Genomic DNA, 22,216 nt, shown 5'->3' on the forward strand with positions numbered 1-22,216 from the left:
CAGCAAGGGAGCGTTCGTGAATGCAGCGGTATGAAAAACAGTCCTGTCGGATCGTCTATGTAGGAACTTATAATGGCGGAGGGAACGATTCTTTATATGTACTAAGTATGGATAAGTCAACCGGGGAGCTGTCTGTCATCGGCGCTTATGCGGAGGTCGAGATGCCTTCCTTCTTAACGGTAGATACGGAACGCGGCAGGGTGTTTGCGGTAAGCGAGCTGCAGGATGAGGCAGGCAAGGAAGGCGGGGAAGTGGCTTCTTACGCTGTGGAAGCGGAGACCGGGGCTTTGCGCTATACCGGCAAACAGCCTACTTTCGGCGCTTCGCCGTGCCATTTGGTAACGGATCGTGAGGGGAGGCGGCTCGTCGTAGCTAATTATACAAGCGGCAGCGTAAGCCTGTACCCGATCTCGGAAGATGGCAGTATCGGCCCATTGGCGGATCGGAAGCAGCATGAGGGACATAGCGCCCGCAGCGATCGGCAGGAAGCGGCTCATGCGCATTGCACCGTCCTGAAAGATTCCCGCATTTATGTCGCAGATCTCGGAACGGACAAAATCATGATCTACAACGTTCAAGAGAACGAAGCAAAGCCGTCGCTTGTTTTACATGGCGAAGTGCAGGTGCATGCCGGGGCAGGCCCGCGGCATATGGCGTTTCATCCCGACCTTCCGTATGCGTACGTGATTAACGAGCTGGATTCTACGATTACGGCGTTCGATTATAGCCAAGAATCCGGAACGCTTCGGGAAATCCAGACGGTGTCCGCGCTGCCGGAAGGGTTTGCAGGGGAGAGCTACTGTGCCGATATCCATATCGGGGTGACCGGGGACTACTTATACGGCTCCAACCGCGGGCACGACAGCATAGCCGTCTACCGCATCAATCGGACCAGCGGCAAGCTGACGCTGATCCAGCACGAGCCGACCGGCGGAGCATGGCCGAGAAATTTTGCCGTCACGCCAGATGGGAAATTCGTGTTGGCCGCCAATCAAAATTCTGATTCCATTGTCACGTTAGCCGTAAATGAAAACACCGGCCGGCTGGAGCCCACAGGTTATGAGCTTCGCATACCGAAACCGGTGTGCATCCAATTTTTCGATTAACGGGCAGGATGTTTATTTCAGCAGGTATTGATCCACTTCGTCCAGCATCTTATTGGCGGCGATGATCCCGCCGGAGGAGTTCCAAATATCGTCGCTCACTTTAATCACTTTGTTATTCTTCACGACGTTTAAGTTTTTCCAAAGCGGGTCGCTCGTCCAGTCTTTCTCGACGGCGCTCGCTTCTTTTTTATCGTTATCCCATACGTAATAGATCAGAATATCTCCGTCCATATCCGGGAGGCGTTCCTTATTGATTTCGGTCGCAAACTCGTCTTTGTCCTGAGCGGCAGGACGCTTAAAGCCGATTTTGCTGAGCGCGAGTCCTGCAAACGTATCTTTCATATAAAGCCGGGCTTTCCCCGGAATAAAGCGAACAAGCGATACTTTCGTATGGAGCTTGTCTCCCGCTTTGGCCTTCATATCGGCAATGCGCTTGTCATACTGCTGTAAAAGCTGCTCGCCCTCGGCTTTTTTGTTAACGGCTTCGGCATAGACGCGGAAATTTTTTTGCCAGTCGGATTGCAGACGTTCCGAGAATACCGTCGGCGCGATGGCGGCGAGCTGCGTGTATACTTTTTCCTGCCGCAGCTTGTTGCCGAGGATCAAATCGGGTTCCAGCTTGGCGATCGCTTCAAGGTTCGGCTGGTTCTCGTCTCCGACGACTTCGACGCCATCCAAATCTTTTTTCAAATGGTCGTACCACGGGTTGCCGGACCACGATTTAACCGCTCCCACCGGTTTAAAGCCAAGAGCAAGCACGGCTTCCGTTCCTTCGTTAGTCAGAACGACGATCCGTTTGGGCTCAGTGGGAACTTTGGAAGAGCCCATCGCGTGGTTGATCGTTAGTTCGGATACGGCTGCCGCAGCCGGCTGCTTTTGAGTCGTATCATTAGTCGGGGCTGAAGTGTTAGCCGTGCCGCAGCCGCTCAACATCGCACCCAAGGCGGTTGCGCAAGCCAAGAGCGCAGCAGCGGATTTCCATTTCGAACGCAAAGATGTAAACAAAGATGATACCCCTCTCTTTATAAATGAAAATGATTATCATTATCGTGAAAAATTCTACCTTGTTCCCTCCCCCTTGTCAATCTTTTCTTCTACGGTCGTCCGGCGAACCTCAGGGCGGCGCTCCGGTCATAAAAGAGAAAAACCATCCATATATTCTATCAATACCTATTTCATAGAACTATACGGAGGGATCTCTCAATGAAGCGCAGACCGCAAGCTTATTCGTTCCGCATGATAAGCACCGTTTGGACAGCCATGCTTGGCCTCACGATCCTGTGGCTTACGGTCTTGACGAACACGGCAGAGGCGGCACCCGGTCATGAAGGAGAGGAAGCTTTATTTACGCAGTTGAAATCGGGCAAACGTATAGCAATCGAAAAAAACTATACCCCGGCAGAAAAACCGACGGTGTACTTGACCTTCGACGACGGGCCAAGCAAGCTGACCCCGAAGGTGCTGGATATTTTGCAGGAGGAGGACATTCGGGCCACCTTCTTCGTGCTGGGCGAGCAGGTGCAGGAACGCCCGAAAATAGCGAAGCGTATCGTAGAGGACGGCCATGCCCTCGGCAATCATACGTATAATCACGTTTACCGGGAGCTGTATTCCGATTTTCGCGCATTCTGGGAGCAGGTTCAGAAGACGGAAAATATATTGCTGGAGACATCGGGCGTCAGGCCGCGTTTTATCCGTGCTCCGGGCGGAACGTACGGCAATTTTGACGCTTTTTATTTCTATTATTTGGGGCAGGCCGGCTACGAGGTTTACGATTGGAGCATCGACAGCGAAGATGCGAGGCGTCCCGGGATGACGGCAGACCAGATTTTCCGTACGGTGGAAAAAGGGCCGTTCGGAAACGAGGTTATTGTGCTGATGCACGACGGTTTGGGACATGAAGAAACGGTAAAAGCGCTTCCGCGAATTATCCGGTTATTTAAAGAAAAAGGCTATGCTTTCGCTTCGCTCGCCCCAGAGGTGAAGCCGGTACAGTTTTCCGGCGGGAACCTGAAATGGTCCAGGACGGAAACTCGCGAATCGTTCGATAGCCTGCTAGCTGCTGCGCACGAACATAGGGGACTTTTGGCTCCAGAGGACATTCCGAGCAAGGCTAATGCTCCGAAAGCGCTGCCCGGCTCGCCCGCAGCCATCGCTTATACGGAAGCCGGTCAAAGGGGAGGGCCGGATCGTTTGAATGTACATTTGGGTGAACGCACGCTGGCTTTAACGAAGGAGCAGTTCCGTTTTCGGGACGGGAGCTATAGGGTACCTCTGAGATCATTGATCGCAGCGATGGGCGGAATCGTCGAATGGAACGCCGAGCGCCGGATGGCTGTCGTTCGCTATGGAGCGATTACGGCCGAGTACGATTTGGCCCGGCAGCAGCTGAGGGTACGGCGTCCGGCAGCCGAATGGGATGCTGAAGCGAAGACACGCATTCACCCGTTTCCTGAAATAGAGCTTGCGAACGGGACGCTGTATGTGCCGCTCCGTCAAACGCTGGAGCTGCTGGGCGACCGGATGTTGTCCAGCGACGCTCCGCACGAACGGGGGGCTGCGGAGGTGCAGGCGGCAGTCTATGGCGGCTATCGGATTGGTTGGATGCATAGTTGACGAACATGTGGAAACCTCTCGCTCGAGTCTAAAAGCTATGAAAACCGGCCATACTGAATGCTAGAATGCAAGACTGGAAAAGCTTGCATACCATGATTCAGGTCAGGAGGTTTTCAGGGTGACAAAATCTATGAATCTGACGGATACGCCTCAGGCGGTGCTCGAACGGATCGTGTATCAGGTGGAAAAGGTCATCGTAGGCAAACGGGAGGTCATCGAAAAGCTGCTTGTGGCTCTGCTTTGCGGCGGACATGTGCTGCTGGAAGACGTCCCGGGCGTAGGCAAAACGATGCTTGTGCGCGCGCTGGCGAGAACGATCGATAGCAGCTTCAAGCGGATTCAATGCACCCCGGATTTGCTGCCGTCCGATCTGACCGGGGTTTCGGTGTACAACCAACGCAGCGGCGAATTCGAATTCCGTCCGGGGCCTTTGCTTGCCCATATCGTATTGGCCGATGAGCTGAACCGCGCATCGCCGCGGACGCAAGCCGCCATGCTGGAGGCGATGGAAGAGAAGCGGGTGACGGTCGACGGAACGACCTATCCGCTGCCGGAGCCGTTTTTTATTCTGGCGACGCAAAATCCCGTCGACTTCGAGGGCACATTCTCACTGCCCGAAGCCCAACTCGACCGGTTTATGGTGAAGCTTCGTCTCGGTTATCCCGACCCGCTTGGCGAGGTGGAGATGCTGGGCCGCATGGAAGAGCCGTTTCCGCTCGCTCAAATTCGTACGGTCGTCCTTCAGGAGGAATTCGTTTCCCTTCAAAAAGAAGCCCGCGCCGTTCATGTCGATGATACGATCAAGGAGTACATCGTCCAGCTTGCGACGGCAACCCGCACGCATCCGGACGTATCGCTCGGCGCCAGCCCGCGGGCTTCGGTCGCATTGATGCGGGCCTCCCAGGCGCAGGCGTTCCTGAAGGGCCGCAGTTATGTTATCCCGGACGACGTAAAGGAGCTGGCCGTTCCCGTACTGGCGCATCGATTGACGCTAGCGCCGTCTGCGCTGCTGTCCGGCCGTCAGGCGGAAGCTCTTGTCGCTTCGCTCGTCGCCAGCGCGCCGCTGCCGGTCCGACGGCATGCCGCAGGCTGAGGAAAGGCGGTAAGCATGGGGAGGTTATTGGCGGTCGGATGGATCGGGGGCTGCGGGGCGTTTCTCGGCTGGTGGGCGTTTGGCTGGGGCGGCCGGACGGCTTGGTTTTTGTTTTATGTCTGGGCTTTTTTCGTTGTTTATCTCGGGTTGTTTCGCGCTGCAGCCGGACGCGGACTGCAGGTAGAAAGACTGCCTGCCGGGATGGAGGCTATGCCGTCCGCTGACCAATTCGTTTACAACGGGGAACCGGTTACGATGGCCTATCGCTTTTCTGCGGCTTGGCTGCCGTTGTTCGGAGGGCGGCTACGGGTGGAGGAGCGCTGGGTGCACGAGGGTACCGGCGAGCGGATCGTCCGGCGAGGAACGGCCGAAACCGGCTTCCGGCGCGCCGCTGTCATGCGCTGTACGGTGCAGGGGCTTGACCGCGGCGTGTATCGGCAGGAGGCGCTGATCGTGAGCGCCGTGGACGCTTTCGGGCTTGTGCAGGCGAAGCGCGAAAGCGCAGGCAGCGGGCAGCTGTGGGTGCTGCCCGGGGGTTCGGGCACGGCGATGCCGATGCCGGGCGCGGCCCCGGAAGGGGCGCGTCCGGCTTCCCGGCGGCCGCCGGGTTCGGACCCCGTGCCGCAGGTGAGCGGCACGCGGCCTTACGCGCCAGGGGATCCGCTTCGCCGGATCCATTGGCGCAGCAGCGCGCGCACGGGCGAGCTGCGCGCGAAAGAGACGGAGCTGCCTGCCGCCGGGCGGCAGCTCATCGTGCTTGACGCGGCCGGAGCCGGACGGAGCGCGGGAGCCGCCCTGTGGGCGGATCCTGCGCTCGCGGCGGCGGTGGAGGCCGCGGCGGGGCTTGCGCGGCGCGCGCTCGAGCAGGGCGCGCGGGTGCGACTGGCCGTCAGCGACGGCCAGTCCGGCGCCGCCGAGGCGCAGGGGCGCGGGCGCGACGGCGAGCTGCTGCGGCTGCTCGCGGCAGTGCCGCGCGGCGAGGCGCGCGCGGACACGTTCGCCGAGCTCGCGCTGCGCGAAGCGCGGCTTGCAGGCGGCGGGGCGCTGACGCTCGTCACCGCCCGCGCCGATGCGCAGCTCGCCGCGGCTCTGCGTGGACTGCCACGCGGCGCCGCGCGCGTCGTTTACGTGCACGGGCCCGGGGCGGCTTGGCCTGGGCCCTTGCACGCATGGGTACGGCAGCTCGAAGCGCTCGGCTGCCCGGTCACGATCCTGGCGCCGCATGCGCCCGCTGCTGCGCCGAGAGGGGGTGCCGCCGATGCCGCTATCGGCACCTGACACCGATCCTCGCGCCGCTCAGCCGGCGAAGGATCCTGCATCTCCCGCAGCTGTCGCTTCCGGCTCCCGCGCCGCGTTAGCAGCTTGCGTCCGCGCCTTTCGCGAGGCGGCGGCTTCCGCCCCCGCCGCAGCCGCCTCGGCAAGCTCCCGCGCCGTGGCAGCGAACCGCGAGGCGCCGCGCCCGCCCGCCACTTGGGCGGGAGATGCCGTCCTCAGCGTGCTGCTGCTTCTGCTGCTGCTCGAGTGGCTGTATCCGCTGGGCAGACTGTCGGAGCTTACCGAGATATACAGTATCGCTCCATTCGCAGTTACATTTGCGGCATTTATGCTGTTGGATACGTTCCGCCTACCGGGCCTGGCCGCATGGTCGGCCAAAGCGTTATGGATCGTTGCCGTAACGGCTTGGATTCATAACGGACAAACGGTGCCTGCTCCCTCCTGGTGGCTGCAATGGGGCCACGAGCTGGCTGCCGATGCAGCCGAAGGCTTGCAGGGGAAGGTGGCGAATTGGGAGCCTGCGACACGGACGCTTTGTTTTATGGCGGGCTGGGCATTTTTTGTGTCCGTCGTGCAATCGTTCGTGTTGGAGCGTCGGCAGCTAATTTGGTTTCTTGGATTGACACTGGGCTATTTGGCGTTCTTTCAGATGGTGTTGGCCTTGGATATGTTTCACGCCGTGCTGCGCTGCATAGGCTTCGGACTGCTGCTTCAAGCCATGCTTCAGCCGGGACGGGCGCTCCGCTGGCGGGGAGAAGCGGTCTCCGCCGCTTCCTCCTCCGGGGAACGGATGCGCATCCTTCCCGTACTGCTGCTGACCGCTGCCTGCCTTGGCGCCGGACTGTTTGGAGCGACGCTGCATCCGCAGGACATGCGGACACCCGATTGGTCGGGGTATGTCCGGTCGCTCGAAAACCGCCTCCTGGGCAGCGCTTGGCTGCAGCGGCACGGATGGGCATCCGAAGCGAGAGCCCGAACGGGGTACGGCTCCGACGACGGCAAGCTCGGGCAGCCTTTGCAGCAGGACGACAGCCTTGCGTTCACGGCGGTTACTTCCAGGCTTACATACTGGCGGGGCGAGGCCAAAAGCTTCTATACCGGCCAAGGCTGGGCGGCAGTGAATGACCCGCCGGTCGCATTCGTTCCCCATCAGATGGAAAGGCAGGAGGACAGCCGGCCGCGTTCGGCGGCTTATGCCCTCGTCCAGCAGGAAATCCGTATCGCCTCTCCGAGCTTGAACCGCCAGCTTTTCGCGGGCGGCGAGCTTAAACGGGTAACGTCGATGCAGTCGGTCGAAGGAAAACCGATTCCGACTGAGTGGGTCTGGAAGCAGGACGCGACAGACCGGTATACGCTCCCGGCCTTAACGGACCCGCTCGTTTCCTACGAAGTCGACGCTTTAGTGCTGACCGATCGCACAGCGCCGGCGGCCGATGCGGGGACCGGTTATGCCGAAGACGTGCGGAACCGGTATTTGCAGCTTCCCGCCTCGCTGCCGGACCGGGTCCACCGCCTCGCGGAGCAGCTAACTGCGGGCTTGCAGACCCCCTATGCGAAAGCGGAAGCGATCGAGCGTTATTTAAGGGAGCATTATCCCTACAGCTTGGAAGGGACGCGAGCCGCGGGGGAGAACGAGGACTTCGTCGACCGGTTCCTGTTTGAGCAAAAAACCGGGTATTGCAATCACTTTTCCACCGCGATGGCCGTGCTGCTCCGCTCCGCCGGGGTACCGGCCCGCTGGGTCAAAGGATTCGCGCCTGGCGAAGCGGTATCCCGGGCGGTCGCCGACGGAGACGAGCGCTACATCGTCCAAGTGCGCCAAAAGCATGCGCATTCTTGGGTAGAAGCGTATTTTCCATCGGTCGGTTGGGTTCCGTTCGAGCCGACTCCGGGCTTTACCCTTACGGGAGGAGCTCCCGCTGACGAGACTCCTGCGGCTGCTTCAACCGCCGCTTTGACGGCAAATAACGAAGTGGGCAAGCCGTCGATCGTATCGCAATGGGCTTCAACGCTGACAGATTTCGCAAATACCGCACTGAATCGTGTAAAAGCGACGTTATCCGCGGCTGTCGCCTCGGTCGAAGGGGGGATGCACGCCGCAGTGCCCTTTTTACAGAGCGCGCTTTTCCTCTGGCCGATAGCGCCGCTCCTTGCTGGTGGCTTCCTTATGGCGTTCCTCAGCATGAATCGAGCCCGGCAACGCGGCCCAACACAGACCTCCGACTCCCACGGCAGCTTGCGCCGGGCCTCGCTGCACCGCTTTGCCGACCGGCTGTGGCGGCGGCTGCAGCGCTCGTACGGCCGTGCGGCACCGCAGCAAACGCTGCGCGAATACGTGAATACCCGCCGCTGCCGCAGTGAGACGCAGCGCATGACGCTGTTCCAACTGGCACAGCTGCTTGAAACGGTACGCTATGCCGATCCGGATGGCCCGCAGGAGCAGGTCACCCGCCGTATGCTCACGGACGCATGGCGGCGCCTGCGTCAAAGCCGCAGCCTGGAACCGTAGGCGCTCTTCCACGAAGAGCCGCCTTCCGTTCCGGGCTTTTCTCTTCCGTCCTGTCGGTCCGTGCAGCCTCTTCTTGTCCACAGCGAGCCCGCGACAACTGGTGATTATATGCAAACCACTCACAGCTTACCTACAATGCACATCCGAATAAAGGAGTATCGTATCACCCACATCTCCCCAGCGGCCTGCGTCACTGTTTCGTTTATCCACATATTCCCGGCATCGTATTCGATGCCGCACTTGTCCACATCGCGGGGGCGAACCGAATACGAATACTCCCGGACCGGCTTTCCTTTCCCCGAAACCCTTTTTTGGGGCTTAATGGAAGAGTTATAACGCTTACATCGGCCCTGTGGCGCGACTTTCCGCTCAGGCATTGCCCTTTGCCGGGCAGAAGTTTATAATAAGTTTCATTGAAAACGAACGAAGAAGCCAGGAGGAACTTACTTAACATGGACAAGCCGAACGAAATCATTGTGGTGCTCGACTTTGGCGGACAGTACAACCAGCTCATCGCCCGTCGGATTCGCGACTTGGGCGTTTACAGCGAATTGCTCCCTTACAACACCCCGATTGAAAAAATCAGAGCGCTGCAGCCAAAAGGCATCATCTTCTCGGGAGGCCCTGCCAGCGTGTACGGAGAAGCATCGCCGCTGGTTGACCCGGCCGTGTACGAGCTTGGCGTGCCGATTTTCGGAATTTGCTATGGCATGCAACTGATGGCGCATCAATTGCAGGGCAAGGTGGAACGGGCGTCGAAGCGGGAATACGGCAAAGCCGAGGTCGATTTCACCGACGCGTGCGGATTGGTGCATGGCCTCGATAAAAAACAAACGGTTTGGATGAGCCACAGCGACCTTGTTGTCCAAGCGCCGGAAGGCTTCGTCATTGACGCAAGCACCGAGCACGCTCCCGTAGCGGCCATGAGCCATCCGGAGAAAAAAATGTTCGCCGTTCAATTCCATCCGGAAGTGCGTCACTCCGTCTACGGCAATGATATCATCCGCAACTTCCTGTATCATATTTGCGGCTGCGAAGGCAAGTGGAGCATGGAGACGTTCATCGAAGATACGATCCGCGACATCCGCAATCAGGTTGGCGACAAAAAAGTGCTTTGCGCGCTCAGCGGCGGCGTCGATTCGTCCGTCGTGGCGGCACTCATCCATAAAGCGATCGGCGATCAATTGACTTGTATGTTCATCGATCACGGTCTGCTGCGCAAAGGCGAAGCGGAAGGTGTCATGGATACGTTTGTCGGCAAATTCGATATGCATGTGGTCAAAATCGACGCGCGCGAACGGTTCCTCGGCAAGCTCGCAGGCGTGGACGATCCGGAACAAAAACGCAAAATCATCGGCACGGAATTCATCCGCGTCTTTGAAGAAGAATCGGCCAAGCTCGGCGATTTCGCGTTCCTTGCTCAAGGCACGCTGTACACGGATATTGTAGAAAGCGGCACGGCAACGGCGCAAACGATCAAATCGCACCATAACGTTGGCGGTTTGCCGGAAGATATGAAGTTCCAGCTCGTGGAGCCGCTCAAAGCGCTGTTCAAGGACGAGGTCCGCAAGGTCGGCGAGGAATGCGGCCTTCCGGCGGCTATCGTATGGCGCCAGCCGTTCCCGGGTCCGGGACTTGCGATCCGCGTGCTCGGCGAAGTCACGGAGGAGAAGCTGCACATCGTACGCGAATCCGACGCGATTCTTCGCGACGAGATCGCCAAAGCCGGTCTTGACCGCGAAATTTGGCAATATTTCACCGCGCTTCCGAATATGAAAAGCGTCGGCGTCATGGGGGACGAGCGTACGTATTCGTACACCGTCGGCATCCGCGCTGTCACGTCGATCGACGGCATGACCGCCGATTGGGCGCGTATTCCGTGGGACGTGCTGGAAAAAATTTCGGTGCGGATCGTCAACGAGGTCGACAACGTCAACCGCATCGTGTACGATGTCACCTCCAAGCCGCCGGCTACCATCGAGTGGGAATAATCGGAAAGCCCGTTTTCTTCGAACGAAGAGGACGGGCTTTTTTTCATGCGCAGCCTGCCTGCCGAACTCGGGTTGTCTGTCGCGATTCCGAACGAATTTATCACTGTTACGCAGATTGTTCGGAAAAATAATTGACAATCGCCGCTCCCGATTTTAGAATAGGGATTGTTGACAAAATAGGAATAACCGTTTCGTATAATTCCGGGAATCGGCCTGGAAGTTTCTACGAGATCACCGTAAATGATCTGGCTACGAACAAGGATAGGACGGTTCACGGATATATCCGTGGAGCCTTCTTTTGCTTGATAGCCCGGGGTCTTTACCCGGGTTTTTCGTCGTTGTTCCGATTAAATATGTGGGAGGATTTCTAGAATGGACCGGTTTTTTAAACTGAAGGAAAACGGTACCACCGTACGCACCGAGATCATGGCCGGGCTGACGACGTTTATGACGATGGCCTACATTTTAGCCGTGAATCCGAACATTCTTAGCGCGTTCGGCTCCGGGGCGACAGGTATGGACTGGACGGCGGTGTTTCTGGCCACGGCGATTGCCGCTGGCGTAATGACGATTGCGATGGGCCTGTTCGTTAACTTTCCGGTCGCGCTTGCGCCGGGGATGGGGCTCAATGCGTATTTTGCAACGGTTATTTTAGCATCGCAAGGTCAATTCACGTATCAAATGGGATTGACGGCGGTTTTCATTTCGGGTTTGATTTTCATCGTATTGACGGTAACCAAAGTGCGTCAGCTGCTGCTGGTCGCCGTGCCGGACAGCCTTAAGCACGCGATTACCGTAGGGATCGGGCTTTTCATTGCGATCATCGGAGTGAAGAACAGCGGCTTACTGACGGTCGCGGTGGAAGCGGGCAAAGACATTCCGGCGCACAAATATACGGACGTTCTTTCGTTTGAAACGGTATTCCATATCGGCAGCATGAAAGATCCGAGCGTGCTGCTCTGCATTATCGGCTTGGCGCTCATCTCCATTCTGATGGTGCTGCGCGTTCGGGGAGCGATTTTGTTCGGGATTTTGCTCACGACGCTGGTCGGCGTGTTCATGCACAATCCGGACGGCTCGCCCATGGTGAATTTTGCCAACCTGACAAGCGCCAAAACGACCTGGGTGCCCGACATGAGCAAGCTGGCGTTCGCTCATTTTGATTTCGCGGGGATTATGCACGCGGGAATCATCTCGGTCATTGCGACGTTCACGTTTGTCGAGATGTTCGACACGTTTGGCACGCTTGTAGGCACGGCCAACCGGGCGGGCTTCATGAAGAACAAGGAAGAAGGCAACAAAAAAGTCGGCAAAGCGATGATGGTCGACGCCGTTGGCGTTAGCGCCGGTGCGTTGGTCGGAACGAGTACGGTGACCGCATTTGTCGAAAGCTCTGCAGGGGTTGCCGAAGGTGGTCGTACAGGTCTTACGGCGGTTACAACGGGCGTATGCTTCCTGCTGGCGCTCTTCTTGGCACCGATTGCGGCGCTCATTCCGGGGCCGGCGACGGCGGCGGCTTTGATCATCGTCGGGGTGCTGATGATGCAGGCCGTGCGCGAGATTGATTTTCAAGATCTGGTTTATGGTATTCCGGCTTTTCTGATCGTGGCGCTTATGCCGTTCACGTATAACATTGCGAACGGGATTTCGTTCGGGATCGTCAGCTACGTGCTTCTTGCGACTGTTGCGAAATTGGGCGGCAAAGGCCAATACAAGGTCCATTGGTTGATGTGGCTGCTGGCCGTTCTCGTGGTCGCGCGCTATATGTTTGTCGGCGGAGAATAAGCTTGCGATTGTAAATTTGCCTGTCGTCTCTTACATTGAGACGGCGGGCTCTTTTCGTTTGATGAAAATAAGACGGCGAGCCGAAGTATGCACCTGGAATCACTCGGACTTCGTAACAGAACATCGGCAGCTGGAGTGGAGTTGAGCGGTGAGCAGATGGATTTAGAGGCTGTGGATATAGTTATCCACAGCCTTTGTGCATAATGTGGGTAATTCGGGAAATCCGCGTCAGAATAACGTTTAGCGTGCTCCGTTTTCTCAAGGGGAAGTGGATAAGTTTTTCACAGCGAATATGTGGATAATGTGAATAAGTTTGTGGATTCCTTGAAAAAGCCTGATTTTTCTAGAGAAAGTGACAAGTTTTTATGGGGATAATGTTGTGGATAGAGTGAATAGCTCCGGTATAGGGGATAAGCTGGATAAAGAAGAATGAATTGGGCAAAGTACGAAAAAGAGCTCTTTAGCGAGGGATTCGGCGGAACATGCAAAATTTCGTTGCTATTGCACGTACAATACGCTGCATACGACGAATTCCCTGATGAGCGATTGGCAAGGGAGAGGCGGAACATCATGCGCAATGGAACGATTCGTCGAAAAGCCTCCAGGCTGTATGCCAAAGGGATCGTCAGTATCATGGCGGCCATATCGTGTATGTGGATGAGTTTATCCTATGGCGTCTCCCCGGTTTACGGCTTGGGGACAAATTCCGTTTCAAAGGAGCAGGTTATCCCCACTCAACAGGAAAAATCGGAAGTTATCCCCAATTCTGAAAATTCTCCGATCGTTACGGTGATTTCGATACCCGGGTTATCGTTTATGGAGTTGCAGCCGGAGTGGTTGGACCGTCTTCCGGCCTTGCGGAAACTTGCGACAACGGGGCGCTTGGCCGCAATGAATGTGCGCGTCCCGTATAAAGGACTTGAGTCGGTGTACGCGACTTGGGGGGCGGGAACGCCGGCAGACGGCAAAGGCGGCGAAGGGTGGAACCGTGCGGAGCGGCGGGACGGGCAATCCGCCTTAGCGCTCATAGGCAGGTTTGCTGCTGACGGGGCGGAGGCTGTCGCTTCAAGCGTCTCGGTGCTTGTTCCGGCTTACCCTTCGCTCAAACGGGACAACGCGGAAGGGAATTATTTGAGCCGGCCGGGTTTACTCGGGGAAACTTTGAAACGCCATGGCGTCCGATTAGGCGTGTGGGGCAATCTCGATGAGCCGGGAGGAGGAACGGATCGCTTTAAGCGGCCTGCTCCGCTTATGATCATGGACGGTCAGGGAACGGTATCGGCAGGGGATGTAGGCCGGGGCACGCTCATCGCCGATCCCACCATGCCTTCGGCTGTCAGGACGGATACGGAACGGCTGGTCGAGGAATGGAAAGTGTTTGTTACCGGACGTAAGCCGCCGCTTGCGGAAGGGGCGGATCGCGGAGCGCTCGCGGTGATGGAGCTCGGCGATTGGTACCGGTTATACGCAGAGAAGGCTTGGTACGAGCCTGCCCGGTTCGTCGAACGGAAAAGAGCGGTGCTAGAGCAGACCGATCGGCTGTTGTCGAAGCTTACAGGCGAAATGGAAGCGTCCGGCAGGCATCATGTGCTGTGGCTGGTCAGCCCGAAGGTGCATTCAGAGGCATGGAAAGAAAAATGGCAGCTTACTCCGGTCATTCGCTGGTCCTCGGCCATAACGGAAGGCGCGCTGATGTCTTCGGCTACGACGCGGCGTCCCGGCCTGGTTGCAGCTGTCGATGTGGCTCCGTCGCTGCTGGGCGAATTCGGACTCGCGCGGCCGGAGGGCATGATCGGTTTGCCTATCATGAGCGCCGAATTGGGACGCGATAACATGTCACCGCTTACTGTACTGTTGAGCGATATGCGGCAGATGGCTAACGTCTACGCGCTGCGGCCTACGCTATTATATGGGCTTGCCGGGTACGAAGTGGCCGTTATGCTGCTGGGGCTTATTACGCTGCGGTGCGCGAAGTCGACCGGACGCTTGCGGAGATGGATGCGCGGTTTGCTTTTTTCGGTGCTTCTTGCGCCCGGCGTTCTGCTGGCGCTGGGATGGGCGGCGTATATGAACAAGCCGCTATTGGCGGGTTCGGCGCTTGCCGCTCCTCTCGTGCTCGGAATGCTTGCCGCAGCAGGCTCCCGGGAGGTTCCGCAGCTTATGCGCACGCTTGGTTGGATCGGGGTGGGAACCGGGGCGCTGATCTTGTTTGACGGCTGCACCGGCGCCGCAGCGATGAAGCGTTCGGTGCTTGGGTACGATCCGATCGTCGGCGCGCGTTATTACGGAATCGGTAACGAGTTTATGGGTGTATTGCTCGGCGCCTCACTTCTTGGGTTGAGCGCGTGGCTGCAGGTCAGGCGGATGCGGACGCGGGTGTCTAAGGGCAGTGGCGCCGAGGCGGGGGAAGAAGCGCTCCAGCCCACCGAAGCGGCTGTGCGGGAGGCTAGCGCCTGCGGCCCGGGGCGCGCCCGCGCAGCCTTCCGCCGCAGCGCCTGGCGCGAGGCTGCGCCCGCCGCTGCCGTCGGCGCCGCCGTCGCGGGCTGCCTTGCGGCGCCTGCGCTCGGCAGCGAGGCTGGCGGCGCGCTCGCCTCGGCCGCCGCCTTCGGCGCGCTGGCGGCCCGGCTCGCCGCTGGCGGTGCCCTGCGCCTGCGCCGCCTCGCGCTGGCGGTCGTGCTGCCGCTCGGCGCGGCGCTGGCGGGCCTCTGGCTGCTGAACGCCGCTTGGCTCCCCGGCCCGGCCGCGGGCGCCGCCGCCGCGAACGCGCCCGCCGCAGCAGCCGCGCCCGCGGCCGCCCCAAGCAGCCATATCGGCCGCGCCTTCGATGACCTGCGCCACGGGCGCTACGACGTGATCGGCGCGATCATCGCCCGCAAGCTGGCGATGAACGTTCACCTGATCCGCGTCTCCGCTTGGAGCAAAGTGCTGCTCACGGCCTTGGCCGTGATGGCCGTGCTGGTGCTGCGGCCCTCAGGGCGGCTGCGCCTGTGGGAACAGCGCTACCCGCACCTGATGCACGGGTGCTACGCTAACGTGATCGGCGCGCTGGCCGCGCTCGCCTTGAACGATTCCGGCATTGTCGCCGCCGCGGCGATGATCGTCTACAGCAGCGTGCCGCTGCTGCTGTTAAAGCTGGAGGGCGCCTGATCGAAACGACAGGCGCCCTCCAAAATCATTCTATTCCGCTAACTGTTCCCACTGCTCGTAGCATTCCGCAAGCTGTTCGCGTTTCGCTTCCAACGCTGCGTTCTTCTCCTGCACGAGCACGTAGTTATTATACACTTCCGGGTCGGTCAGCTCGGCTTCCAAGCAGCCGATCTCTTCCTCCAACTGCGCAATCTGTTGCTCCAATTGCTCCAGCTTGCGCAGGCGGGTGCGCTCTTCGCGCTTCGCCTGCTTCCCGGCCTCGTAATCGCTGCCGGTTCCCGGTTCAGCCGTTTTCGCCGCGCTGCCTTCCGCATGTCCGCGGCCTTTGGCGGCTTCGGCACCTCCGCGGCTTGCCGCTTCCGCCAGCCGCTGCTGCTCCATCTCGGCCAGCTCCTGCTTCTTTTCCACATAATCGTCGTAATTGCCCAGGTAGACGGTTACTCCGTCCTTGTCCATTTCCAGCATGTTCTCGGCCATTTTGTTCAAGAAATAACGGTCGTGGGAAATGAAAAGCAGGGTACCTTCGTACTCTATCAGGGCCGATTCGAGCACTTCCTTGCTGTACAAATCCAAATGGTTTGTAGGCTCGTCAAGAATGAGCACGTTCGCTTTTTGCAGCATCAGCTTCGCCAGCGCGACCCTGGCCTTCTCGCCGCCACTTAGCGAGCCGACTTTCTTGAACACATCCTCGCCGCTGAACAAAAAATTGCCGAGCACCGTACGGATGCGCGCTTCCTCCAGGTGACGGAAGGCGTTCCATACTTCTTCCAGCACGGTTTGATTCGGGTTCAGACCCGTTTGCTCCTGATCGTAGTAGCCGATTTTGACATTCGTTCCCCAATCGAAGGCCCCGCGGTCCTGCGTATGCTGCCCGATCAGCGTCTTCAGCAGGGTCGATTTGCCGATCCCGTTCGGACCGATCAAGGCGGCCGTGTCGCCGCGGCGCAATTGGAACGTAATGCCTTGCGCCAGCGGTTGTTGCCGATCGTAGGATACGGTCAGCCCCCGCACGTCGAGCACTTCCCGACCCGTAGGCGCCTCGACCTCGAAGGAGAAGCTGGCCCGCTTCAGCTCGCCGAGCGGCTTGTCGAGCCGTTCCATTTTATCCAGCGCTTTGCGGCGGCTTTGCGCCCGTTTGGTTGTGGAAGCGCGGACCAGGTTGCGCTGGATGAAGTCTTCCATTTTCGAAATTTCTTCCTGCTGTTTTTCGTACTGCCTGAGCTGCACCTCGTAATCCGCCGCTTTCAGCTCAATGTACCGCGAATAATTTCCGGTGTACCGGCGCGACGAAGTTCGTTCGATCTCATAGATGGCGCCGACGAGCGAATCGAGAAAATAACGGTCGTGCGAGACGACCAAAATGGCTCCGGGATAGGAGCGCAAATACTGCTCCAGCCACGTCAGCGTCGGAATGTCCAAATGGTTGGTCGGTTCGTCCAACAGCAGCAGGTCAGGAGCTTCGAGCAGCATTTTGGCCAGCGCGAGCCGCGTCTTTTGTCCTCCGCTCAACGTTTGCACCGGGGTAGCCGGGTCCATGTGTCCGAAGCCCATCCCGCTCAAGATTCCGCGAATTCTAGCCTCGATCTCGTAGCCGCCGCGCTCGCGGAATGCATCCGACAGCTCGGCATAACGGCGCATCGTTTCCTCGGTTTTTTTCTCGTCGGCCAGGACGTCCGGATCGGACATGCGCGCCTCCAGCCGCCGCAGCTCCTCTTCCATTTCCAGCAAACGGTCGAAGACGCTCATCAGCTCGTTCCAGATGGATCGGTCCGACGCTAATCCGCTGTTTTGTTTTAAATAGCCGATTTTCGTCTCTTTTGCCTTAAAAATGCTCCCCGAATCGTAAGACAGCTCGCCTGCGATGATCTGAAGAAGCGTCGATTTGCCTGCGCCATTGACGCCGACGAGTCCGATGCGCTCCCGCGCCTCGATTTGAAGCGATATATTGGAAAGTACGGTGCTGACGCCGTAGCTTTTGGTGATGTTCGAAACTTGAAGCAGCATAATGAATAAAGCCTCCTGAAATCAAAGTCCTGAAAAAAGACGACAATCTCCCTCAGTTTAGCATATTTGTCCGCCAATTTCGATTTCCATCCGTTCCCCGGTATACAATTACAGCCCGCTTGTCTTATGCTTTTATACACATGCTTCCGAAACGTGATCAAACCGAGTGGAGAGGAGGCGATTATTGTGCTTCCGGTGACCTTACAAAAAGACCCGCGACGCGGCGCACCGTCCCGCCTTGTGTGGCTTGCCATATGGAGCTCGCTGCTGCTGATGGCGTTCATCGTTCCGAATACCGGCTTCTTGCAGCCGACGCCTTCCGGTGCAAAGCCCCGCCTGGTACCGGCCGTCTCGTCTACGGGTCCCGATTCCCGGCCGCTTCAAGTAATGACATACAATATTCGCCACGCCGAAGGAATGGACGGTCGCGTCAACCCGCAAGCGGTGCTGCGGGATCTAAAAGTCGCCAATGCGGACGTCATTGCGCTGCAGGAAGTGGACCGGCTGCAGTGGCGCAGCGGGTTGCAGGATCAAGCCCGCTATTTTGCCCAAGCCATGGGCATGCATTGCATCTATGCTCCCACGATCCGTCGTGGCGTGTCGCAGTACGGCGTTGCTCTGCTGAGCCGCTATCCGCTTGAAGCGCCGCAGTTTCACCGGCTTGCCGGCGGACGCGAGCCGCGGCTGCTGCTGACGGCCGAGCTGCGCTTGCCGGACCGCACCGTGACGGTTGCGACCACGCATCTCAGCGTCGAAGCCGAAGGACGAATGCGCGAATGGCCGCAGCTGCTTGCTGCGCTGCAGAACGGGCAGACGTCTTTGATTTTGCTCGGCGACTTTAACAGCCCGTCTTCCAGCCCCGAGCTTCAGGAGACCGTCCGCGGACTTGGACTGAAGGAAATCAGGCCGAAGCCTTCCTCCTTGCCGACGGTTGCCCATGGAGGCAGGATAGACCATATTTTTACCAATTTGCTAGCAGAGCGACCCGCGCTTGTCAGAGACAGCCGCGCTTCCGATCACAGGCCCGTGTCCGCCTCGTTGAACGAAAACGAAATCCCCCTCCGCGCACATTAAGCTGCCAGCTTCACGTGCGACGAAGGGGGATTTTTGTTAAGTCAGCCGCGCAATACGGCAAGCCCGCCTAGAAGAAGGAGGCCTGAGACGATGGCGATTCCGTCGGCGCGGGTCAGGCGAAGCGACTCGGTTTGGCCCAAGAGCGCGGTTCGCCGGCCGATTTTTTTCATTTCCAGAGCGGAGGTCATTTCCTCCGCCCGGTGGAACAGCGCCAGCAGAAGCGGGACGACCAACGCCGGCATATCGCGTCCCCGTACGGCTCCCGGCCGGATGGCCGCTTTGCCTCTTGCCCGAACGATATCCGAGAATCGCTGCCATTCGCGCACGATCATCGGGATAAATTTGAACATGAGCGATACCGCCAAAGCAAACGAATCCGTTCGAAGCCTCAACCGCTTCGCATATCCTAGCCCCCAGGCAAGGCCCTGCACCATGCGCCCGTAAGGTGTTGCAGCCGCAAACCAATAGCTTGCGAGCGTGATCAGAAACAGGCGGAACACATTCAAGCCGGTAGCAAGCGCCTTCTCAAGGGAAAACCCGACGAAGGGAAAGCTGCCGCTTGCCGTCCACTCCAGCCCGGCCAAGCCGACGGAGATCAGCATGAACCATGCTAACGGTTTTAGGAGCTTGGCCGCGCCAAGCAGCGCGGAGCGGGACAGTCCGATATAGGCGGTGCCAATCGGCAATGCGGCGCAGGCAAGTCCGAGCCAGCTGCTTTGCAGCATCGTGCCCATGACAATAAAAAGATACAGCAGCCATTTGGTGCGCGGATCGAGCCGAGACCAGAGCGATTTAGCAGCGGCAGGCGGATGTTCGCTTTTTTCTGACAGACCGGCCGCTAGACTCTGCGGCGGAAGCGAGGCGAACAGTTCAGATTCATCCGACTGGGATTCAATCTGCGGCTTGCCGTCCAGATGCTCTGCTTGCAGTGCAGATTTTACCGCAACTTTGCGTCGTTCCATCAGCCTCTCTGCTATCGCATCGGCCATGTCTTTGGGCGAAAGCCTGCCTTCGTCCATTAATGCAATGCCGTTTCGCGCCAGCGCGTGCGAAAGCAGGACGCAGCTTGGGAGCCCGACTCCCGCTTGTACTAACGGTTCGGGATTGGCGCATAGAGCAGCCGGTGTGCCATCGGCTGCGATCGTACCGCGATCGAGCACGATCACGCGGTCCGCCAGCGGAAGAAACAAGTCCAAATCATGGGTGGCGATAATCATGCCGCCTTTGGCCGTTCTACGGGCTTGTACGTACCGGAGCAGCTCTTTGGCTGCCGCCGATTCAAGACCCGCGGTAGGCTCATCCATCAGGAGCCAATCCGGCGAGGTAGCGATTGTCGTAGCCAGAGCAAGCCTGCGCCGCTGGCCTCCGCTCAGCGCGAACGGGGAACGATCCGGGTCGAACGCGGCGCCGAGGCCGAGGTCTTCACAAGCGGATTGAATGCGGCGTTCCTTTTCCATCGCCGTCAATCCATACGGACGTAACGAATAGCCGAACTCCTGCCGAAGGCTTCGCGCGAATAATTGCTGCTCCGGAAACTGAAACGTCAAGCCGAGCCGAAGAAGAAGCGGCTGGGTGACCCGGTTGCGGCGCCATAACGGCTCGTCATCCAGACGAATGTCGCCCGACGATGGCGGCCGCATGCCTGCCAGCAGGTGAAGCAGCGTGGACTTGCCGGAGCCGGTATGTCCGACGAGCAGCGTGACCGTTCCGTCTTCGAATGTAAGATTGATATCGCTTAACAAGCGGCGGTTCGGGTCGTCCGGAGCTGCTGCGCTTACGTTGTGCAGCGTCAGAGGCATAAGCGGTTCACCGCCTTCGCCAAATCGTCGTAGCTTAAGGGACGGGCCGTCAGGTCATGCCCCTTTTTCTTTAAATGCAGTGCCGTCTGCACGACGAAGGGAGGGTCAAGTCCAACTCGCTCGCATGGCGTCTCCGAATCGGAAGCCGTAGCAGGGTCTCCATAAAAGAACGTCTCCGGCGCTCCGTCAAACGCAATCTCACCCTTCTGAAAAGCGACAATACGGCTTGCGTGGACCGCTTCTTCCTGCCGATGCGTAATCCATACGACGGTCGTTCCTTGAAGATGAGCTTGCCGGACGACCCGCAGCACTAGTTCTCTTGCAGCCGGATCGAGCATGGCGGTCGGCTCGTCCAGCACCAGCATATCGGGGGCGGTTGCGAGTGCCGCGGCAATGTTGACGAGCTGCTTTTGCCCCCCGGACAAGGAGTTCAGCGGCGTATCGGGTGACAATTGGAGCCCCACCCGAAGCAGGGCTTGCTTTTGAACCAGCTTCAGCTCCTCCTTGCTTAAGCGGCGGTCGTTCAACGCGAAAGCAAGCTCTTCGGCCGGCGTATCGCCGATATGCTGGGCCTCCGGATGCTGCAGCACGCCGCGGATGTCCAGGGGCTCTTTCCGGACCAGCCGCCCCGACGTCAGTCGGCACGTACCAAGCAGTGCGCCGGCCAACGTACTTTTGCCGCTTCCGTTCGGACCTGCAACGGTTATCCATTCCCCGGGCTCGATGAGCAGTGTAACGTTGGACAAAGCTATATGTGTGCCCGAGCCGGTCGGGTACTTTACGGATGCTTCCTGCAAGGCTATAAAGAAGGAAGAAGACATAGGTAAAAAATCCTTTCGTTTTTAAAAACCGTGTGCTATAATCCTCAATTGTTAACCTTTAATCGATTTTTCTAGTTGACGATTCGGTCATCATAACCATACCAAAAAAGGAGGCATTCATCAATATGAAGCTTACGCTTCGAGGCATTGTTTTTAGTGCGCTGTTCGCCGCACTCGTCGTACTTTTCGGATTTATCAGCATTCCGCTCGGTTTTACGCCCGTACCTATCACGCTGCAGACGCTGGCCGTTATGCTGGCGGGCGGGCTGCTCGGCTCGCGGTACGGCTTTTTGAGCATGGCACTTATCGTGGTGCTGACGGCCATCGGTTTTCCGCTGCTGCACGGCACGGGAGGATTGAGCGTTCTGCTCGGACCGACCGGAGGCTATGTATTTATGTGGCCAATCTCTGCGCTCCTGATCGGCTGGCTGCTGCCGCGGATACGTGTTCGAGGCATATGGGGATACGTTGCCTCGTTTCTTGTGCTCGAGCTGTTCGGCTCGCTGCTGCTGTATGTAAGCGGAGTGCCATGGCTCGCTTATGTGACGGGCATGTCATTGTCTAAAGCAATGGTTGCCGGGTGTTACCCGTATCTGATCGGCGATGCGATCAAGGCTGCCGCGGCGACCCTGATTATCGCCTCTGTGCGTCAAGTGTTCCCGCCGGAACGGTTAACAGGTGAAGGAATTCCCCAAGAGTAGGAATGATATATCGGAAAATCGTTCGTTTTCACGCGAACTCTTTACATACACGTCTGCCCTCGGGCAGGCTTTTTTGTTTATGTATAAAATGCATAAGTATTCAGTGGAGTTGAACCACTCTATCATTTAAGAAAAGCTTACTCTAAGACCGAATATTTTTTCCTCGAAAATGCTTCGATAAGAAGTTTTTTTATTTTGCCGCGAGTTTTTGGGTAAAATCGTAGAAATTCGTTATTTTGCTTCGATTTATGTTAAACTAGGAGAAAATGCCCTAAAAGGGATTTGCCATCGAGCA

Annotated in this window: 14 protein-coding genes and 1 riboswitch; of the genes, 10 read left to right on the plus strand and 4 right to left on the minus strand. The window is 58.2% G+C overall.

Going from position 1 to position 22,216, the window contains the following annotated elements; translation table 11 throughout:
- Positions 1-20 precede the first annotated feature (20 nt).
- A complete protein-coding gene (locus QMG93_RS29390) occupies positions 21-1,106 on the plus strand; it encodes a lactonase family protein (protein ID WP_281942874.1) in 1,086 nt (361 codons plus the stop codon).
- Between the two features lie 12 nt (positions 1,107-1,118).
- Here the strand turns inward: QMG93_RS29390 and QMG93_RS29395 are convergent, their stop codons facing one another.
- Entirely contained in the window at positions 1,119-2,111 is a 993-nt protein-coding gene (locus QMG93_RS29395) for an ABC transporter substrate-binding protein (protein ID WP_281942876.1), read from the minus strand.
- Between the two features lie 198 nt (positions 2,112-2,309).
- On the opposite strand from QMG93_RS29395, the gene QMG93_RS29400 reads away from it, so the two are divergent.
- From QMG93_RS29400 to QMG93_RS29430, 7 genes are all read left to right on the plus strand, one after another.
- Positions 2,310-3,722 (plus strand): polysaccharide deacetylase, encoded by a 1,413-nt coding sequence (locus QMG93_RS29400; protein WP_281942878.1) that lies wholly within the window; start codon positions 2,310-2,312, stop codon positions 3,720-3,722.
- Between the two features lie 130 nt (positions 3,723-3,852).
- Positions 3,853-4,815 (plus strand): AAA family ATPase, encoded by a 963-nt coding sequence (locus QMG93_RS29405; RefSeq protein ID WP_281942969.1) that lies wholly within the window; start codon positions 3,853-3,855, stop codon positions 4,813-4,815.
- A gap of 15 nt (positions 4,816-4,830) precedes the next feature.
- Positions 4,831-6,093 carry a DUF58 domain-containing protein gene (locus QMG93_RS29410; protein ID WP_281942879.1) on the plus strand — a complete coding sequence of 421 codons (1,263 nt, stop codon included), beginning with the start codon at positions 4,831-4,833 and terminating at the stop codon, positions 6,091-6,093.
- Positions 6,074-8,599: a transglutaminase-like domain-containing protein gene (locus tag QMG93_RS29415; protein ID WP_281942881.1), complete on the plus strand. Its 2,526-nt coding sequence runs from the start codon at positions 6,074-6,076 to the stop codon at positions 8,597-8,599. Before QMG93_RS29410 ends, QMG93_RS29415 begins: the two co-directional genes overlap by 20 nt.
- A 452-nt stretch (positions 8,600-9,051) precedes the next feature.
- Positions 9,052-10,590, plus strand: a complete 1,539-nt coding sequence (guaA, locus tag QMG93_RS29420) for a glutamine-hydrolyzing GMP synthase (RefSeq protein WP_281942884.1) — start codon at positions 9,052-9,054, stop codon at positions 10,588-10,590.
- Positions 10,591-10,761: 171 nt separating this feature from the next.
- Positions 10,762-10,862: riboswitch (purine riboswitch) on the plus strand.
- Positions 10,863-10,962: 100 nt separating this feature from the next.
- Positions 10,963-12,375, plus strand: coding sequence for an NCS2 family permease (locus QMG93_RS29425; protein WP_281942886.1), 1,413 nt, complete (start codon positions 10,963-10,965; stop codon positions 12,373-12,375).
- A 570-nt stretch (positions 12,376-12,945) separates the two neighbouring features.
- On the plus strand, positions 12,946-15,522 hold the full coding sequence (locus QMG93_RS29430) for a hypothetical protein (RefSeq protein ID WP_281942887.1): 2,577 nt from the start codon (positions 12,946-12,948) through the stop codon (positions 15,520-15,522).
- A 30-nt stretch (positions 15,523-15,552) separates the two neighbouring features.
- Here QMG93_RS29430 and QMG93_RS29435 read toward each other — a convergent pair whose 3' ends face one another.
- Positions 15,553-17,526, minus strand: a complete 1,974-nt coding sequence (locus QMG93_RS29435; protein WP_281942889.1) for an ABC-F family ATP-binding cassette domain-containing protein — start codon at positions 17,524-17,526, stop codon at positions 15,553-15,555.
- Positions 17,527-17,712: 186 nt separating this feature from the next.
- On the opposite strand from QMG93_RS29435, the gene QMG93_RS29440 reads away from it, so the two are divergent.
- Complete coding sequence (locus tag QMG93_RS29440; protein WP_281942891.1) at positions 17,713-18,600, plus strand: endonuclease/exonuclease/phosphatase family protein; 888 nt, start codon at positions 17,713-17,715, stop codon at positions 18,598-18,600.
- Positions 18,601-18,641: 41 nt separating this feature from the next.
- Here the strand turns inward: QMG93_RS29440 and QMG93_RS29445 are convergent, their stop codons facing one another.
- Entirely contained in the window at positions 18,642-20,399 is a 1,758-nt protein-coding gene (locus tag QMG93_RS29445) for an ATP-binding cassette domain-containing protein (RefSeq protein WP_281942893.1), read from the minus strand.
- Positions 20,390-21,220, minus strand: a complete 831-nt coding sequence (locus QMG93_RS29450) for an ATP-binding cassette domain-containing protein (protein WP_281942895.1) — start codon at positions 21,218-21,220, stop codon at positions 20,390-20,392. Before QMG93_RS29450 ends, QMG93_RS29445 begins: the two co-directional genes overlap by 10 nt.
- Positions 21,221-21,345: 125 nt before the next feature.
- Here QMG93_RS29450 and QMG93_RS29455 point away from each other — a divergent pair, with 125 nt between their 5' ends.
- Positions 21,346-21,921 carry a biotin transporter BioY gene (locus tag QMG93_RS29455; protein WP_281942897.1) on the plus strand — a complete coding sequence of 192 codons (576 nt, stop codon included), beginning with the start codon at positions 21,346-21,348 and terminating at the stop codon, positions 21,919-21,921.
- The last annotated feature ends 295 nt before the right edge of the window (positions 21,922-22,216 follow it).

Origin of the sequence: Paenibacillus tyrphae, assembly GCF_027925525.1 — a bacterium.
GTDB lineage: Bacteria > Bacillota > Bacilli > Paenibacillales > NBRC-103111 > Paenibacillus_G > Paenibacillus_G tyrfis_B.

What these genes read in the sequence shown, in the direction of transcription:
- QMG93_RS29390 (WP_281942874.1), top strand. Translation starts at nt 21, where the DNA reads ATGCAGCGGTATGAAAAACAGTCCTGTCGGATCGTCTATGTAGGAACT.
- QMG93_RS29400 (WP_281942878.1), top strand. Translation starts at nt 2,310, where the DNA reads ATGAAGCGCAGACCGCAAGCTTATTCGTTCCGCATGATAAGCACCGTT.
- QMG93_RS29405 (WP_281942969.1), top strand. Translation starts at nt 3,853, where the DNA reads ATGAATCTGACGGATACGCCTCAGGCGGTGCTCGAACGGATCGTGTAT.
- QMG93_RS29410 (WP_281942879.1), top strand. Translation starts at nt 4,831, where the DNA reads ATGGGGAGGTTATTGGCGGTCGGATGGATCGGGGGCTGCGGGGCGTTT.
- QMG93_RS29415 (WP_281942881.1), top strand. Translation starts at nt 6,074, where the DNA reads ATGCCGCTATCGGCACCTGACACCGATCCTCGCGCCGCTCAGCCGGCG.
- guaA (WP_281942884.1), top strand. Translation starts at nt 9,052, where the DNA reads ATGGACAAGCCGAACGAAATCATTGTGGTGCTCGACTTTGGCGGACAG.
- QMG93_RS29425 (WP_281942886.1), top strand. Translation starts at nt 10,963, where the DNA reads ATGGACCGGTTTTTTAAACTGAAGGAAAACGGTACCACCGTACGCACC.
- QMG93_RS29430 (WP_281942887.1), top strand. Translation starts at nt 12,946, where the DNA reads ATGCGCAATGGAACGATTCGTCGAAAAGCCTCCAGGCTGTATGCCAAA.
- QMG93_RS29435 (WP_281942889.1), bottom strand. Translation starts at nt 17,526, where the DNA reads ATGCTGCTTCAAGTTTCGAACATCACCAAAAGCTACGGCGTCAGCACC.
- QMG93_RS29445 (WP_281942893.1), bottom strand. Translation starts at nt 20,399, where the DNA reads ATGCCTCTGACGCTGCACAACGTAAGCGCAGCAGCTCCGGACGACCCG.
- QMG93_RS29450 (WP_281942895.1), bottom strand. Translation starts at nt 21,220, where the DNA reads ATGTCTTCTTCCTTCTTTATAGCCTTGCAGGAAGCATCCGTAAAGTAC.
- QMG93_RS29455 (WP_281942897.1), top strand. Translation starts at nt 21,346, where the DNA reads ATGAAGCTTACGCTTCGAGGCATTGTTTTTAGTGCGCTGTTCGCCGCA.